At 49.5% G+C, this 16,113-nt stretch carries 14 protein-coding genes and 3 pseudogenes; 6 read left to right on the top strand and 11 right to left on the bottom strand.

Going from position 1 to position 16,113, the window contains the following annotated elements:
* Both O71_RS19065 and O71_RS19060 read left to right on the top strand, forming a co-directional pair.
* Positions 1–526: histidine phosphatase family protein (locus O71_RS19065; RefSeq protein ID WP_007660270.1), on the top strand; the 526-nt coding region annotated here is incomplete at its 5' end.
* Between the two features lie 109 nt (positions 527–635).
* Positions 636–2,343: pseudogene (locus O71_RS19060) on the top strand (pyruvate dehydrogenase complex dihydrolipoamide acetyltransferase).
* Positions 2,344–2,430: 87 nt separating this feature from the next.
* On the opposite strand, the gene O71_RS19055 reads toward O71_RS19060, so the two are convergent.
* The 9 genes and pseudogenes from O71_RS19055 to O71_RS19015 form a co-directional block, all read right to left on the bottom strand.
* Positions 2,431–2,994: a sugar O-acetyltransferase gene (locus O71_RS19055; protein ID WP_007660266.1), complete on the bottom strand. Its 564-nt coding sequence runs from the start codon at positions 2,992–2,994 to the stop codon at positions 2,431–2,433.
* A gap of 30 nt (positions 2,995–3,024) precedes the next feature.
* A complete protein-coding gene (locus O71_RS19050) occupies positions 3,025–3,354 on the bottom strand; it encodes a DUF1801 domain-containing protein (RefSeq protein ID WP_007660264.1) in 330 nt (109 codons plus the stop codon).
* A 10-nt stretch (positions 3,355–3,364) separates the two neighbouring features.
* Entirely contained in the window at positions 3,365–4,084 is a 720-nt protein-coding gene (locus O71_RS19045) for a hypothetical protein (protein ID WP_007660262.1), read from the bottom strand.
* Positions 4,085–4,182: 98 nt separating this feature from the next.
* Complete coding sequence (locus O71_RS19040) at positions 4,183–4,623, bottom strand: Crp/Fnr family transcriptional regulator (protein ID WP_007660260.1); 441 nt, start codon at positions 4,621–4,623, stop codon at positions 4,183–4,185.
* Positions 4,624–4,861: 238 nt separating this feature from the next.
* Complete coding sequence (locus O71_RS23540; RefSeq protein WP_007660259.1) at positions 4,862–5,176, bottom strand: hypothetical protein; 315 nt, start codon at positions 5,174–5,176, stop codon at positions 4,862–4,864.
* A 12-nt stretch (positions 5,177–5,188) separates the two neighbouring features.
* Positions 5,189–5,515: an ATP-binding cassette domain-containing protein gene (locus O71_RS27565; RefSeq protein WP_007660251.1), complete on the bottom strand. Its 327-nt coding sequence runs from the start codon at positions 5,513–5,515 to the stop codon at positions 5,189–5,191.
* Positions 5,516–6,322: 807 nt separating this feature from the next.
* Positions 6,323–6,772 carry a hypothetical protein gene (locus tag O71_RS19025; RefSeq protein ID WP_007660247.1) on the bottom strand — a complete coding sequence of 150 codons (450 nt, stop codon included), beginning with the start codon at positions 6,770–6,772 and terminating at the stop codon, positions 6,323–6,325.
* A 572-nt stretch (positions 6,773–7,344) separates the two neighbouring features.
* Positions 7,345–8,186, bottom strand: a pseudogene (locus O71_RS19020) (1,4-dihydroxy-2-naphthoyl-CoA synthase).
* Between the two features lie 89 nt (positions 8,187–8,275).
* Positions 8,276–9,061, bottom strand: coding sequence for an FkbM family methyltransferase (locus O71_RS19015; protein ID WP_007660240.1), 786 nt, complete (start codon positions 9,059–9,061; stop codon positions 8,276–8,278).
* A 274-nt stretch (positions 9,062–9,335) separates the two neighbouring features.
* Here O71_RS19015 and hslV point away from each other — a divergent pair, with 274 nt between their 5' ends.
* From hslV to O71_RS18995, 4 genes and pseudogenes are all read left to right on the top strand, one after another.
* The gene (hslV, locus tag O71_RS19010) at positions 9,336–9,878 is read left to right on the top strand and encodes an ATP-dependent protease subunit HslV (RefSeq protein WP_007660238.1); all 543 of its coding nucleotides are present in this window, start codon (positions 9,336–9,338) and stop codon (positions 9,876–9,878) included.
* 17 nt (positions 9,879–9,895) lie between these two features.
* A complete protein-coding gene (locus tag O71_RS19005; protein ID WP_007660236.1) occupies positions 9,896–10,465 on the top strand; it encodes a Crp/Fnr family transcriptional regulator in 570 nt (189 codons plus the stop codon).
* 60 nt (positions 10,466–10,525) lie between these two features.
* Entirely contained in the window at positions 10,526–10,843 is a 318-nt protein-coding gene (locus O71_RS19000; RefSeq protein WP_007660233.1) for a multidrug efflux SMR transporter, read from the top strand.
* Positions 10,844–11,013: 170 nt separating this feature from the next.
* Positions 11,014–11,927 (top strand): annotated as a pseudogene (locus tag O71_RS18995) (deoxyhypusine synthase family protein).
* Between the two features lie 70 nt (positions 11,928–11,997).
* Here O71_RS18995 and O71_RS18990 read toward each other — a convergent pair.
* Both O71_RS18990 and O71_RS18985 read right to left on the bottom strand, forming a co-directional pair.
* Positions 11,998–14,583: a M1 family aminopeptidase gene (locus O71_RS18990; protein ID WP_040574830.1), complete on the bottom strand. Its 2,586-nt coding sequence runs from the start codon at positions 14,581–14,583 to the stop codon at positions 11,998–12,000.
* Positions 14,584–15,084: 501 nt separating this feature from the next.
* Positions 15,085–16,113, bottom strand: a 1,029-nt coding sequence (locus O71_RS18985) for a catalase-related domain-containing protein (protein ID WP_192811711.1), incomplete at its 5' end; no start/stop codon positions are given.

The following is a 16,113-nucleotide window of genomic DNA, read 5'->3' as shown; positions in this document are numbered from 1 at the left end:
TGGCCGCAGACAGGCAGCCGCGTTTTTTGAAAAATACCAGCACATTCCGTTCGATAAGGTATACACCTCCACCCTGCAGCGTGCCGTGCAGTCGGTGCAGGGCTTTATAGATAAGGGAATACCGCACGAGCGCCATGCCGGGCTGAATGAGATCAACTGGGGCACCCGTGAAGGCACACGCATCACCCCGGAGGAGGATGCTTACTACCACCGCATGCTGCAGACCTGGACCGAAGGCGAAACCGGTCTGTGCATAGAAGGAGGGGAGAGCCCCGACCTGGTGGCCGCCCGGCAGAAGCCTGTGGTGGACCTGATCCTGAGCAGGCCGGCAGAAGAAAACGTGCTGATCTGCATGCATGGCCGGGCCATGCGCATTTTGCTGAGTCAGCTGCTGCGCTTCCCGCTGCGCTGCATGGACCAGTTCGAGCACCAGAACCTGTGCCTCTACCAGCTCGACTTCACAGGTAGTATGTTCACTGTGAAGAAGTACTGTGACGTGGCCCATTTGCAGGATGTGCAGGTATAATTTCAGGTCCTGAACAAATTAGAGAGTATAGTTTGAATAAAATATTTTTAGGTCTAATTTTGGGACTTATTGATTAGACGAAATAGGCGAACAAACAAGACGATAAATTATGGCTGAAGTGATACGAATGCCTAAGATGAGCGACACGATGACGGAGGGGGTGATTGCATCTTGGCTTAAGAAAGTAGGTGACAAGGTAAGCGCCGGCGATATACTGGCCGAAGTGGAAACCGATAAGGCGACCATGGAGCTGGAGTCCTACGAAGATGGAACCCTGTTGCACATTGGTCCGCAGAAGGGCGATTCTGTACCTGTTGATGCTGTAATAGCGATCATCGGCAAAGAAGGCGAGGATATCTCTGACCTGCTGAGCGGAGCCGGAAACGGGGAGAAGCCAGCAGCGAAGGATGAGCCTAAAGAAGAGCCGAAGGCCGAGAAGAAAGAAGAAAAGAAAGAGGCCGCTCCTGCCAAAGCTGATACTCCTACCGCTAAAACCTCCGTGGATACGTCCAACATCAGGCAAACGTGATCCGTATGCCGAAGATGAGCGATACCATGACAGAAGGTGTGCTGGTATCATGGCTGAAGAAAGTAGGCGACAAAGTGAGTGCAGGCGATGTACTGGCTGAAGTGGAAACCGACAAGGCAACCATGGAGCTGGAGTCTTACGAAGACGGCACGCTGCTTTACACAGGTGTGAACGAGGTGACTCCGTTGCGATCGATGCGGTTATCGCGATCATTGGTGAGAAAGGTGCTGACTACCAGGCCCTGCTCGATGCAGAAGGTGGCGTAGAAGAACGCTCACGCGAAGAGAATGCCAAGTCTGACGAAAACATAGAAGCCCGCACTGAAGAGACTACTGAAGATAAAGTACAGGATACGAAAGTACCTGCCGGTGAGACAGAACAAGTAGCCGCTGAAGGAAACGGCCGTATCAAGGCTTCTCCGCTTGCCAAGAAAGTAGCCAAAGAGAAAGGCTTTAACCTCAGCCAGATCAAAGGATCAGGCGAAGGTGGCCGTATTGTGCTGCGCGACGTGGAGAACTTCAAGCCATCTGAAGCTGCTCCGCAGAAAGAGGCTGCCAAGGCTCCTGCTGCTGCTCCATCTGCACAGGCTATACCTGGCGCTCCGGCCGATTCATACGAAGAAGTGAACGTGTCGCAGATGCGCAAGGTGATTGCCCGTCGTCTGGCTGAAAGCAAGTTCTCTGCACCGCACTTCTACCTGACCATGGAAATCGACATGGACAAGGCCATGGAGGCCCGTGTGTCGATCAATGAAGTGTCTCCGGTAAAAGTATCGTTCAACGACCTGGTGATCAAGGCGGCCGCTGCGGCGCTTCGTCAGCACCCTGCCGTGAACTCCTCGTGGCTGGGCGACAAGATCCGCTATAACAAGCACATCAACATCGGTGTGGCTGTGGCGGTAGAAGAAGGCCTGTTGGTTCCAGTGGTACGCAACGCCGACTACAAGTCGCTTTCAACCATCGCTGCTGAAGTGAAGGACCTGGGCGGCAAGGCAAAGAGCAAGAAGCTGCAGCCATCTGACTGGGAGGGTAACACGTTTACCATCTCCAACCTGGGTATGTTCGGCATCGAAGAGTTTACTGCCATCATTAACCCGCCGGATGCCTGCATCATGGCTGTGGGTGGCATTAAGCAGACTCCGGTTGTGCGCGACGGCCAGATCAGAATCGGTAACGTGATGAAAGTAACGCTTAGCTGTGATCACCGTGTAGTAGACGGCGCCGTTGGTTCTGCCTTCCTGCAGACCTTCAAGAACCTGCTTGAGAACCCGGTGAGAATACTGGTATAAGTAATTTTAAATAGACAAAGCAAAGGGCCTCTTCGGAAACGGAGAGGCCCTTTGTGATTGTAGAGAAGCTATACCTGCTTGGTCATTCTAATTATCATTCAGCTGCCGTATCACCCGGCAGGGATTGCCCGCCGCAAACACATCAGCAGGTATGTCTTTGGTCACCACACTGCCTGCCCCGATTACGCTGCGATCCCCGATCGTCACGCCAGGGCAGATCACAGCACTACCGCCTATCCAGACGTCTTCTCCGATCGAGATAGATTTGGCGAACTCCAGCCCGGAAGCACGTTCCCGATAGTCCATCGGGTGAGTGGCCGTGTATACCTGCACATTGGGGCCGAACAGGGTGCGACTTCCAATGCGCACCTCTGCCACATCGAGCACCACACAGTTGAAGTTGAAAAACACTCGTTCGCCCACGATCATGTTGTAGCCGTAGTCGCAGTAAAAGGGAGGCTGTACCCAAAGCCCATCACCAGTATGTGGGATGAGGGCTTTCAGGAGGCGGCTGCGTTCTTCTGCCTGGTCTTCCCGGCTGTCGTTGAGTTCTTTCAGGAGCAGCCGCGCCTGCAGGCGCTCGTCCGATATCTGCTTGTCCAGCGGGTCGTACAATTCTCCCGCCAGCATTTTCTCTTTCTCGGTTTTCATAGGCGGGTATACGTGAGCGGTCTGGTTTGGCTATACCGCTGCGGCTTTAAACCACTCCCTCAGCAGTTCGCGATCGATATCCTGCACACTTTTGATCTTGATGTGGCGCATGTCTTTGCCGGTTCCTTCCAGCAAGCCGTTTGGGTCCTTGAGTTTACTGAACTGGAAAAAGCCGAGTGTGACATAGGCTTTGGCAGTTTTAAGGTAAGCAAAGTCTTTGTCGGAGCGGAAAACAGGGCGGCTCCACTTAAACTCCTCTGCTACGCCAGGTACGGTGTCGTGAACCAGTTGGCGTAGAGCCTCAAGGGTTTCCTTGTGTTTTTCGGATGTGTTGATGTAGTCGTTTACTTGTGGGTGCATGTAGTGGTTTTTAAATCTGCTTAACTGACCCTAAATTATATATAAATTTCCTATTCCTCCTATATGCCTTCCACAGCTGTCTGATGGAGATAATATGGGCGGAATAAGCGATGGGCACTACTACAGCAGGCAGCCAGATAAAAGGAAAGAGTAGTACGGCCACATTGGGTTGCTCAAAGGCAAACTGCTGAAATGGGGAGGGGGCGGAGAGCACACCATTGCTTACCGTGAAGATCAGCAGGCCAAGTGCGACTATATTCCAGCCTATTAGCAGTTCGGGGCGCCACTTGTTTCGCACGAATGCCAGATAGTATACCAACGGGGCCGTAATACCGGATACAATATCCAGGTTCCTTCCCTGGAAGGTCATGAGTTCGGGCGTGAGTTGGTGTAGGAAGAGCCAGAACAGTACCAGTTCAACAGGTATGCGCATGACCTGCAGGAGCGTAAGGGTTTTCAAATCGAAAGTATCGAGCCAGGCCCTTCCCTTAGGAGAACAAAAAGCTGCAATAAGACCCAGGAGCGGGGGCAACACGGCTACCAGAAAGCGGGGCGGCAAGGTGTCTGTCACCGTAAAGAAACCACCCCAGGCCAATGCAGCTGTCAGTGCCATCCAACCAAGGAAGACATAAAAGAGCCAGCGGGTATGGGAGGCTTTCGAAAAAATGTAAGCGGCAGCAAGTACCGTGGGTACAAAGGTGCCATAAATGTAAAGCGGTAATGTTTCCATAATGCCATTGCGTTTAATGAATTACGATTCAAAGTAAACACACTGGCGCGCCAATACACTTGCCATTTGGCAAGAAGTAGAGCAGACTGTAAAAAATTTTACTTGTGTTGTCTACTGATGTCCCGCCGGATACGGCTAAGCGAGCTGTCGGTGATGCCCAGGTAAGAGGCGATGTGTTTGAGAGGTGCCTGCCTGAATATTTCGGGGTTCGAATGCAGCAGCATGGCATAGCGTATTTCGGCCGTCTCTGTAATCATGGATTGCATGCGCAGTTTGAGAGAGGCGTATCCTTTTACTAATATCCCTCTGCCAACTTCTCTGAACTCAGGTATGCTATGAAAGAGCTTGTTCAGATCATCAAAAGAAATGACCCAGCCACTACAGGGGGCCAGGGCCTGAATACTCTCTTTGGCAGGCGTGTGCATAAAAAAGGAAGCCACATCAAATACAGGTTGCCCCGCCCCATAGAAGGCGGTGGTTACTTCGTCGCCTTCTGTATCGAGCGAATAAGCACGCATAAAACCACTTTCGAGCAGCAAGTATTCCTGACTGATTTTTCTTCGCTCAGGAGGTGGTCGTGTTTGTCAATCAGCTTCTCGTGAAAGTGCTGGGCGATGATGTCCAGTTTCTCAGGTTGGGGAACCCCTGCCTGGAAAAATGCCTTACAAATGCCTTTTCGTTTTCCATGTCATTGACGAGTTTTGCTTTACTGTTTTAGATTCTGACAACGTGCTTAACTAAGGCTTAGCTAAGTATGCTCCAGATTTTCACCATGCATTATACCCTTGCATAACCAAGTTCCTCTATTTCTTCAGGTGTACTTACCAGGTGAGTCTTACCATTTGTTAGCAGGTATAAAGTATCACAAATATCTAAGGCATGCCTGAACATGTGGTCTGTTATGATGAGCACTTTGTTTTGCTTTTCCTCAACAAGAAAGTCTTTTACCTTATCAATCTGTATCGGATTCAGATGCATGAATGGCTCATCAAGCATGGCAAACTGAGACACCGATTTCACAACTGAGTAAATTTCAACTAACCTACGCTCACCACCAGATAGATTACCGATAGAAGACTTATACTTTATCATAAATTCCGGAAATCAATGCGCAAATGATGCGTAGTCCATTTCAAAGTCACTGAATATCCTTTTCAAACTAATATGTGGTGGTATAAAGTTGAACTGAGGAAGGTAAAGAAGTAAGTCGGGGCGCTTGAAAGCTTCAAACTGAATCTTATTATCGAACCTGACGGACTTGTCACACTTTAGAATATCGTATATGATTTTCATCAGGCAGGATTTACCTTGTCCGTTCCTACCAAGCAGACCAGTTATTCCCCCTGTTTCGCATTTTACATAGACGTCGGAAAGTATCCTTCTTCCATCATACTCCAATTGAATACTGTCTGCTTCCAGTTTGTGGGTCATCTGATTTTGAAGGCAAGAACGGTGAGAAATATAAACAGGAAAAGGTCAAAGCTCAAGGTAGCTGCCCAGAGCACAGTCCTTGACACGCCCAGGTTTTGATAATAATGGTTGCTTTTATTGCTATTAATAAAGTAAAATACAATACCAAGGGTGGCCACTTTAAACCAAAACAGAATGCCGAATATCATGAAATCGTAATCCCAGAGTAGTTTGATACAGCAAATGGTAATCACAATCGAAGCCAGCACAAAGCTTCTGTAGAAAGTCCATATAAGTCTTCTCCCATACTCCACCTTATTACTCCTTTAGACTAGTATAAAGCAGCAAGCCTGCCATATAACCTTATGCAAATAACTTTATAGGTACGTTTAGGCAAGCAAACAAAACTTCATATTCCAAATATCGTTTCTTACGAGAAACATAAAAATACTACTATGAATAAATTATTCAGAGGATTGATTGCTGGCTATGGTGCTAAAAAACTAGGTGAGGATGCTTCAGTACAATTCTAATTTTTGTAATTATTTGGGTGGTGCTCGGTCAATGTAGCAATACATTTAGATCGAACGAAAGTGAAGAAAACACGACTACTCAAACAGAGATAAACGAATCAGAATTTGTCACTTTATGTGCTCCGGACATTATGTAAAAGTATGTGTGCTGTTATTCTAATTTCCTGCTTTCCAGATCAAGATCACGGTTGACTTTATGGGATGGGGTGCAATTTTTAATACAGATAACGGATTAGGACAGGCTGCGAACGAGGCACAGCCGAGTGTGGAGCCTGTGCCGTGTTGGGCTACGTATTTATTTTAGGTTACTCCACACTATTTCATTGTTTCTCAAGGTGAGTCGAGGAAGATAGTTAAAAATTGTGGGGACATCTATCTGTGGCTCAAGTGTAACCCATATGTCAGCATTATCACTTTTGAGGGTTATAGCCGAGAGAAAATACATCTTTTTCAAGTCTTCTTCTGTCCTTTGCCACTTTGTACCTTCAAAGCAATCGTGGATGTATTTATAAATAGCTTGCTCTATGCATTCAATACTTTCAGTAAATCGCTTTATAGACTCAACCTGATTAAGCGAGGGCGAAGAATTGTCTTCTACTTCAATCGAAAGTTCTATAGTATGGTTTTTTGAAATATTCTGAACTTTCCCAAACCATTCACTCCCACTTTTGTCGGTATTCAATTCTAATAGGCCGAATCCTTCTAAGTCAAATACAGGCTTTTTCTCTTTCTTTCCAATGAACATTTCTAACTAATATGAGGTCCAACTATTTGCTAGCAGGAGTACCTACTCCTTTTATCTGCACTATGTGTGGAGTTGCTAGCTTCCACTCATTATAGTCTTAGTTTACCTGAAACTGGCATTTAGTTCTTTTAGAGCTTATATAGCTTACTTATTCAATATAAGAAATCTTACTGAAAACAAATCATTCCTCAACTGAATTATTTCTAGCAAGATCTATTGCGGTGATTTAAACCTGAAATCGGATATAGATTTGGCGTGATGCCTTCTTAATGTATATTTAATTATACATTCCTACTATGCGTTAAGGAGAAATAAGCATATCATGTAGCGAAATGACCTGATAAAAGCGTAGAAATAATCTGATATAACCGGGTAAAACGGGTATACCCGTTATATCAGATTAATGTGGTTGATTTATTGGTAGTTAGTTTTAGTAAGGGGTGCAGACCTCTTAAATACTCGATCCTTAAGGTTATGAATTGTATTTATCCGCAACAGCTCATTACCAAAAAAACAGCAAAGCCGCTCCAAAACGGAGCGGCTTTGCTATACCTTTATAATGCAGCTATACCTTACGGAATCCACTTGATGTCTGAGAAATCCGGCTTGCGCTTCTCCAGGAAGGCGTTGCGGCCTTCTTTGGCTTCGTCGGTCATATAGCGAGGCGGGTAGCTTCGCCGGCAAACACCTGCTGGCCCACCATGCCGTCGTCGGTCAGGTTGAAAGCGAACTTGAGCATCTTGATCGATGTAGGGGACTTGGCCAGGATCTCCTGCGCCCACTCGTAAGCAGTGTCTTCCAGCTCGGCATGCGGAATCACGGCGTTTACCATACCCATGTCGTAGGCATCCTGTGCAGAGTAGTTGCGGCCCAGGAAGAAAATCTCACGGGCACGTTTCTGACCCACCATTTTGGCCAGATAAGCCGAACCATAGCCACCATCAAAGCTGGTCACATCGGCGTCGGTCTGTTTAAAGATCGCATGCTCCTTACTAGCCAGCGTTAGGTCGCACACCACGTGCAGCGAGTGTCCGCCACCTACGGCCCAACCCGGCACCACAGCAATCACCACCTTCGGCATAAAGCGGATCAGGCGCTGCACTTCCAGGATGTTCAGTCGCGGCATACCTGCCTCGTCTACATAACCCTGGTGACCACGGGCATTCTGGTCGCCACCGCTGCAGAAGGAGTATACCCCGTCCTTGGTAGAAGGTCCCTCGGCTGAGAACAGCACCACCCCAATCGAGGTATCTTCACGGGCGTCCAAAAAAGCCTCAAACAGTTCGCCCACCGTTTTCGGGCGGAAGGCGTTACGCACGTTCGGACGGTTGAAGGCAATACGGGCCACGCCATTGCATTTCTTATAGGTGATGTCTTCGTATTCTTTTACGGTCACCCAATTTGCTTTGCTCATATCGTAAGTATTTAGAAGCTGAGTATCTAGTTGCAAGGGCAAAGATAGCAAAAGACGGCATGATTTGGCAGAAGCTTGCAGCCAGCAGCTTATAGGTACGGGCCTGCAAGCAGGTCCTTTCTGCAAAATTTGATCACATGTGGGTAACCTTTAGTATACTGGTCGCTTACGGAAGTATGAATATACGATGAGCCAAAAAAGTTTAGTAATCTGTTGTATTGCAGTTGTATATTTTCACTGCTGGCATGCAGTTCTACGACATACTGCTTTATGTCGTTTAATCGTCCGGATTCACTCAATTCTGCCAAAATGTTGAATTCTGCTCCTTCAGTATCTATCTTTACGAAATCGATTTCTATGTTGAAGGGCATCAAGCCTGATAGTCTATAGCCCTTTAAGCGCTGCTTCATGCCTTTTGCAATTGTGGGGTCTAAAGAACCATTCAGTCCTGCTCTGGTTGTAGGTATATAAAAGTCAACTTCTTCGTCAGTATCTGAAAGTACATAGTTAAACAAATGTATACCCTCCAACTTGTTGAGTGCTACATTGAGTTGCAACAAGGTGAAGGCATCTGGATTGGCTTCATAAGCCCAAACTTCGCACTGAGGGTATAGCCGTTTAAAGTATAGTAACGACATGCCCATATTTGCACCGCAATCTATAATAATTGGCCGAGCAATGGTGGTTTCGAAACGGTATGCCTGTTTGATAAAAATCTCAATATATAGCTCAATAATGGTTACATAGCTATAGCTCACCATAGTGTAACCTTCGAATTGAATCTGTATGAGTCCATCGGGTCTGTTATCAAACTTGGCCTGTATATGAATGCGCAGGAGTGTCAGGAACGTGCATAAACGTCCTGCCAGATGCATGTTTTGTCGGCTTAAAGCAAGCTTCCATAACCTGAACAATGTCAGCATACGATTTAGTGTTGTGAAGTAACGGGCAGTGTGTTATTCTAATTTTTAAGCTCCTGCAACGCTAAGATACAGCTTCTTTAAGATATGGTGCCATGGTATAGTTTGTTTCTAACCCGACAATTTGTCGGCTGCTATACCTTTGGCGTTTTGTTTGCAGAAGTCCTGGCTGTAGCTAAAGCTTTTTAAGGTATAGCCGTATACCTTTCACATAAACCAAAACACAGAGATGGCAAAAATAAGATCAACTACAGTAGTAGGTATATACCACAACGGTGAAGTATGTGTAGGCGCCGACGGACAGGCCACCATGGACAAGCATGTGGCCAAGAGCAATGTCAAAAAGATCCGCAAGCTGCTCGACGGCAAGATCGTGACGGGCTTTGCCGGTTCCACCGCCGATGCCTTCACGCTGCTCGAGCGTTTCGAGGAGAAGCTGAATGCCTACCAGAGCAACATGAAGCGTGCTGCCATTGAGCTGGCCAAAGACTGGCGCAAAGACCAGTACCTGCGCAAACTGGAGGCCATGATGGTGGTAGCCAACAAAGAGGAGTTGCTGATCATCTCCGGTACGGGCGACGTGCTGGAACCAGACAACCAGATTGCCGCTATCGGCTCAGGCAGTATGTTTGCACACGCAGCGGCACTGGCCCTGAAGAAGCATGCTCCACACCTCTCGGCCGAGGATATGGTTCGCGAAAGCCTCAACATCGCCGCCGACATCTGTATCTACACCAACCACAATCTCGTGATCGAGAAACCAGCCAAGTAACCTTTTTGCAAAAGCAAATGGTGCAGACCATCGAACAGGCCATCCGGCAGTTATACCCTATTTCGGATAGATCCTTTGAGCAGCTCACGGCGCTGATGCAGCGGCAGGAGTTGCCCAAAGGGCATATCCTTTTCCGGGAGGGGCAGGTGAGCAACAAGGTGTTCTTTATTGAGCGTGGCATCGCACGTGCCTTCTGCTACCGCAACGATCAGGAGGTGACCTTTTGGTTCGGTGCCGAGAGCGACCTGGTTTTCTCCTACTACAGCTATGTGGCCAACAAGCCTGGCTACGAAACCGTGGAGCTGCTCGAAAATTCGGTGGTGCAGGCCATGGACCTGGCCCAATTGCAGGAGCTATACCTGACCAACATCGAGCTGGCAAACTGGGGCCGCAAGCTGGCCGAGTACGAGCTCATAAAAACAGAGGAGCGGTTCATGGTCTTTCAGTTCCAGTCAGCCACCGAGCGCTACAAGGCCCTGCTGCAGCAGAACCCCGCCCTGATCCAGCGCGTGCCCCTCAACCAGATCGCCTCTTACCTGGGCGTCACGCAGGTTACCCTCAGCCGCATCCGGGCGGAGGTCAGGTGATTTTTTAACATTTGTTAAATTTCTTCCGGCCCGGAGTCCCGACCTTTGTAAAAAAAGTAAATGGGCTGGATCTATCTAATCATGGCGGGCATGTTTGAGGTCGGGTTTACTACCTGCCTTAAGCTATCCAACAACTTCAGTGTAATGAAGTGGTCTGTTGGGTTTTTCCTGTGCATTTCCACCAGCTTCTTTCTGCTGAACAAAGCGATCCAGACTATCCCGATGGGCACGGCTTACGCCATCTGGACAGGTATAGGCGCAGTGGGTACGGTGCTGGTTGGTATGCTGCTTTACAAGGAGTCTGCTGACCTCTGGCGGCTGTTCTTCATCTTCCTGCTCATCGGCTCTATCATCGGACTGAAGCTGGTTTCGAAGTAAGCGAAGAGGCATGTTGTATTAAAGTATATCTTTGCGGAAGAAGATCTTTTTTTAACTCATATCGGGTTACAGGAGTATAAACACGAATTAGTACAAAGTATAAACACAAGGAAAATGGAAGTATCTGATTTTTAAAAAAGCACTACAAGCACTTCAACGCAGCCTCGCTCATCGACGCAGCCGAAGGATATAAGACACACCTCAACAACGGCGGTAAAATGCTGGTGACGCTGGCTGGTGCCATGTCTACGGCTGAGTTGGGTATCATTCTGGCTGAGATGATCCGCCAGGATAAAATCCACGCGATCTCCTGTACAGGTGCCAATTTGGAGGAGGATATCTTCAACCTGGTAGCGCACGATTTTTACGAGCGCGTACCGCATTACCGCGAACTGTCGGCCGCTGACGAAGAAGAACTGCTGAGCCGTCACCTGAACCGCGTAACTGATACCTGTATACCTGAGGAAGAGGCCATGCGTCGTCTGGAACATGTGGTATTGAAGTACTGGGAAAAAGCTGACAAAGCAGGAGAAGCTTACTTCCCGCACGAGTTTTTCTACCAGATCCTGTTGAGTGGCGAGCTGGAGCAGTACTACCAGATCGATCCGAAGAACAGCTGGATGCTGGAGGCGGCCAAGAAAAACCTGCCGATCATCTGCCGGGCTGGGAAGACTCTACGCTGGGTAACATCTACGCCGGTCACGTGATCAGCGGCGACATCAAGAATGTGCATACCATGAAAACAGGTATACAGTACATGATCGAGCTGGCTGACTGGTATACCAACACAGCCAAGGAAGAATCAACGATCGGTTTCTTCCAGATTGGTGGCGGTATAGCCGGTGACTTCCCGATCTGCGTGGTGCCGATGCTGCACCAGGATTTGCAGCGCGATGGTGTTCCGTTGTGGGGCTACTTCGCTCAGATCTCCGATTCTACTACCAGCTACGGTTCTTACTCAGGCGCTGTGCCAAACGAGAAGATCACTTGGGGTAAACTCGGTAAAGACACGCCAAAGTACATGATCGAATCAGACGCCACGATTGTAGCGCCGCTTATCTTCGCGCTGGTGCTGGATATGTAATCGAATAGTAATTATAGAAATAAAGAAGCCCGCTGCGTGAGTAGCGGGCTTCTTGTTTTAACTCCCAAACTTATCTCGCCAGCTTCTCCGCCCTGAACACATGATCCGCAGCCTGCAGAATCTTGCCTTTGAGCTTCGGGTTGTAGTCCGGGTGCTCGGTCAGGAAGGTGCGTATAGTCGCCGCGGCAGTCGGAGTCTGGTAATGGCTGAAGGTCGACTGCAGCCAGTTAGTCGGGAAGAAGATGTCGCCGGTTAGTTGTATTTCCTCTACCAGTTCCAGGCTCTCACGCAGGTATTTCTCTGACGAGGCGGCGCGCAGCGGGTGGTGCAGGTAGGAGAGGGCCGCCCCAACCCAGGCCTCCTTGTCGCGGTTGCTGCGGTCTTTGAGCGAGGCAAAGAAGGCATCGCGCACCTTTTCGTCATCTGACAGTGCCGGCATCAGGAACTGCAGTCGCTTCTGACGGTCCGGGTTTTTGATACGGGACAGCTGCTGGCGCAGTATATCTGCTGAGTTGGCATAGTCACGAACGGCCAGTGAGAGGGCCAGGGAGGTATAGTCATCTTCATTGAGCGTGACGCCTGCCGGTGCTTTCTGCGCTTCCCATACCTGGTGCAGCCGGTCCTGTGCTTCTTTGGTCAGGGCAATGCTTTGGTAGGCTTTGAAAAAGAGCTTTTTGTTGTTGGCAGACTTTTGTTTCTCCATCGCGTCCCATAGATTTTTTTCGAAGGCAGGGGCTAATTTGCCTCTTTGCTCCGGGCTGGTGAATTTCCAGAATGTGTCAGTCAGATAGCCCGTCAAGAGCTTCAGGTTCAGCTCTTCCTGCTCGTTAGATGATTGCAGTAGTGTAATGTAGCGCATCATGTCGGGCGTAATATCTACTCCGTTGAGCATGTTTTCATACAGATTAATGTAGCTCGATGCGCGCATCACAGGGTTCTGCAGCTTGGGTAGGTAGCTTATGCCCCGGGCATCAATGGGGAAGGTCCCGTAGCCTTGTCCGGAGGAGTTAAACAGCACATAAAGTGGCCACTCTTTGCCGATCACCTCTTGGAACTCAATGGAAGGCTGGTCCATGTTCACTGTATATTCCTCAATGCGGTCATTATATACCAGGGCTACTTCAAAGAGCTGAGGCCACAGACGATCCGATCCGTCTTCGCCTTTTTGGGAAATAGAAAAAACACTGATCTTTCCATCTTCTATATCCAGCTTACAGTCATATACCGGCCGCCCCGATTCATTCACCCATACCTGGTTCCATGCTTGTAGGTCCGTCGGAGTGCGGGCATCCAGTATCTCGATCAGTTGCGGCCAGGTGGCGTTGCTGTTGGCGTATGTTTTCAGGTATACCTGGAGGCCCTCCTGAAAAGCCTGCTCGCCCATCAGCCGCTCCAACTGACGCATCATGATAGGGGCCTTGTGGTAGATGATGTGGCCGTACAGCGTGCCGGCATCCTGCAGGTTCGCCAGGTCCTGGCGGATCGGATTGGCACCTGCCGTGCGGTCCACGCTGTAAGCTGCCGGGAAGTGGTCGATCAGGAACTTGAGGTCGTAGTTGCTGTCCTTCACCGTTGTCTTGGAGATCTTATCAGCCATGAAGTTGGCAAACACCTCTTTCATCCACACATCGTTGAACCAGCGCATCGTCACCAGGTCGCCGAACCACATGTGCGCCGTTTCATGCGCGATCAGGTTGGAGCGTCCCACCAGTTGGTCTTTCGTAGCGCCTTCGTCCAGGAAGAGGGTAGAGGCCTTATAGTCGATTGCTCCTACATGCTCCATGCCCCCGTACTGAAAGTCAGGTATAGCCACGAAGTCAAACTTCTGAAAAGGGTAGGGGATACGTGTATAGTCCTCCATAAAAGCCAGCGCATCACGGTGGATGCTGAAGATCGGATCTATACTTTTCAGCTTGTCCGGATCTGTCTCGCGGTGGTAGAAGTGCATGGTACGGCCCCGGTCACTGTTGCTTACCTTCCGGAAGTCGCCGGCCACAAACGAGAAGAGGTAGGTCGGGATGGTATCGGAAGGCAGGTAGGTATAGGTCTTGGTAGCGCCGGTCAGCAACGAATCCTGTAGCGGGGCATTGGCTAGTGCTTTCCAGTCCTGCGGCAGCGTGAGCGTGAGATTGAACACCGCCTTCAGGTCCGGCTGATCGAAGCAGGGGAACACGGTACGGGCACGATCAGGCACGAGCAGGGTATAGAGGTAGTCTTCGTTTCGGTTGAGCGACAGGTTGCCAGTCGTGAAGTCAATCTGCACCTGGTTCTGCCCTTCCTTCAGGTAACGCGGCCCGATCACAATATGCTCGTTCTCGAATTCGATCGGTATTTGCTTTCCATTTACCCGCACAGCGTGCAGGTGGCTTGGCTGCTCCTTAAAATCGATCTGCAGGGCTTGTTCCCTGTTAAGCAGGTTGAACGAAATAGTTTCAGATGCAGGTATAGGCGCCTCCTTACCAGTGGGGATCTGCAGCTTGATGTCGTATTGCACGTTGCGCAGCGTCTGGTTGCGGTACTCGGCCAGTGTTCTGGATACACCAGTTTCGACAGGTAAGGTATAGGCGCTAGTAGCAGGGCCTTTGCTGCATGCGCCGAATATAGCCAGTGACAAAGCCAGGGTGGTGGCTTTCAGGGTATAGCTGTGTTTTGACATGGTTCGTGTAGAGGTGTTCGTAAAGATAATGGATTTTGGGAATTGCTTGAGGTTGTGTTGTTGCTTGCTGCAGGTATAGTGCACTGCGTAAGCGCCCCCCTTCACTATTATAGTAATGCCTCCGGCCAAGGTATAGGTATACCGCAAGTTTAGCGGAGCGCAACTTATGGTTGTGCATGAGGCCAGTTTGCAACTGGCGTAGCGGTGGCTGTGGCAACTAGTAACGCTTTGTTGCTTGCCCTGGCCGGGCGGGCCTCACTTTTTGTCTTGACACAAAATCGACGGCCCTACCCTTCGAAGGGCCAGGGGGATGACACTCGTAAATGTAAATCCCTGGGGTAGGGGGCCTATATAAAGATTCTGACAAGCTATACCTGCGTAACTAAAATACAAAGTATTGTTGTTTGAAACTTTAGCTAAGTCCACTGAGCTTAAAAAGCAAAAGCCGCGAAATTCGCGGCCTTTGCTCCAAACAAACAATCAATAACAAACATTAAATACTTAAGCTGGGGTCATGTGGCGTTCACGGTCCCAGTGGCGGTGCATTTTAATGGCCTCAATAAACTTATCGGCGAAATCACCGGCGTCGGCGTCGGAGCCGGCAGTTACTACGCCGGAGTGTGACATCACTTTACCTGAATCTTTCTCAGCGAAATTAACGCCAACCACAAAGGCCTTCTCGAGCAGATTAATGCCGAAGCCAGAGGTAGCGATCGGCTTGCAGTGCTTGAAGGACTCGGCCACAAAGTGCAGCGCATCGCCCAGGCCCATCATCTTGCGCACGCTCTTTTCGCCGTCCGGTATGTACACTGCATCAAACATGATGGAGTCGGCTGACACATGGTGCTTGTCCACCTCTATTTCCTGGCCGGTGCTGGAAACGCGTTTTCCGAGCAGCTTGGAGATGATCTTCGGATGTGCTCCGGCTGCCTCCAGGGCCTCCTTCACCTGCATCACTTCGTTGTAGTCAAAGCCGTCTTCGATCAGGATTGCCACTCTCCTGGACTTGGCTGTCTCGATCTTGTTTTTCTCCATGCTGATGGCCGGAGATTCTTTCACCGACTTGCCTTTTTTGATCTTCTCGGAGGCATCGTCCTTCACAAAATTGCCTGTAGGCTCTGAGTCCTGGTCAACAGGCATCTCCACACCAATGCCGGCAGCTACCAGGGCCGCGAACTGCGGGTCTACTTTATAGAAGTTGGCAACCTGCCGTCTGCGGATCTCTTTGCGCTCTACCTTGCCCAGTTCGAAGTGCGCCGCCGATACCAGGTGCTCTTTTTCAGGCTCGGTGAGGGAGTTCCAAAACAGGGTAGCCTGGCTGTAGTGGTCGTTAAAGCTTTCGCTGCGGGCTCTTATCTTATGGCCTTCGACTTTCTCCATATAATGCACATAGCCGCCCATGGCTTCAGGCGTCATCATCGGGCAGCCATTGCCGATGGAGTTTGGCCAATAGTTGGCCTTGCCCTTGCCGATGGTCATGCGCATAAAGCMCAGCRCTACGTCTGAGCACGATCGATGTACACTACGACG

The organism is Pontibacter sp. BAB1700 (genome assembly GCF_000277005.1).
GTDB classification, from domain to species: Bacteria; Bacteroidota; Bacteroidia; order Cytophagales; family Hymenobacteraceae; genus Pontibacter; species Pontibacter lucknowensis.
The sequence above is the reverse complement of the archived record's forward strand: the minus strand, read 5'-3'. Positions and strand labels throughout refer to the sequence as shown.

Bases quoted from the DNA above. Each gene is read 5' to 3' on its own strand.
- O71_RS19055 (WP_007660266.1), bottom strand. From the start codon at position 2,994: ATGAAAACCGAGAAAGAGAAAATGCTGGCGGGAGAATTGTACGACCCG.
- O71_RS19050 (WP_007660264.1), bottom strand. From the start codon at position 3,354: ATGCACCCACAAGTAAACGACTACATCAACACATCCGAAAAACACAAG.
- O71_RS19045 (WP_007660262.1), bottom strand. From the start codon at position 4,084: ATGGAAACATTACCGCTTTACATTTATGGCACCTTTGTACCCACGGTA.
- O71_RS23540 (WP_007660259.1), bottom strand. From the start codon at position 5,176: ATGATAAAGTATAAGTCTTCTATCGGTAATCTATCTGGTGGTGAGCGT.
- O71_RS27565 (WP_007660251.1), bottom strand. From the start codon at position 5,515: ATGACCCACAAACTGGAAGCAGACAGTATTCAATTGGAGTATGATGGA.
- O71_RS19025 (WP_007660247.1), bottom strand. From the start codon at position 6,772: ATGTTCATTGGAAAGAAAGAGAAAAAGCCTGTATTTGACTTAGAAGGA.
- O71_RS19015 (WP_007660240.1), bottom strand. From the start codon at position 9,061: ATGCATCTGGCAGGACGTTTATGCACGTTCCTGACACTCCTGCGCATT.
- hslV (WP_007660238.1), top strand. From the start codon at position 9,336: ATGGCAAAAATAAGATCAACTACAGTAGTAGGTATATACCACAACGGT.
- O71_RS19005 (WP_007660236.1), top strand. From the start codon at position 9,896: ATGGTGCAGACCATCGAACAGGCCATCCGGCAGTTATACCCTATTTCG.
- O71_RS19000 (WP_007660233.1), top strand. From the start codon at position 10,526: ATGGGCTGGATCTATCTAATCATGGCGGGCATGTTTGAGGTCGGGTTT.
- O71_RS18990 (WP_040574830.1), bottom strand. From the start codon at position 14,583: ATGTCAAAACACAGCTATACCCTGAAAGCCACCACCCTGGCTTTGTCA.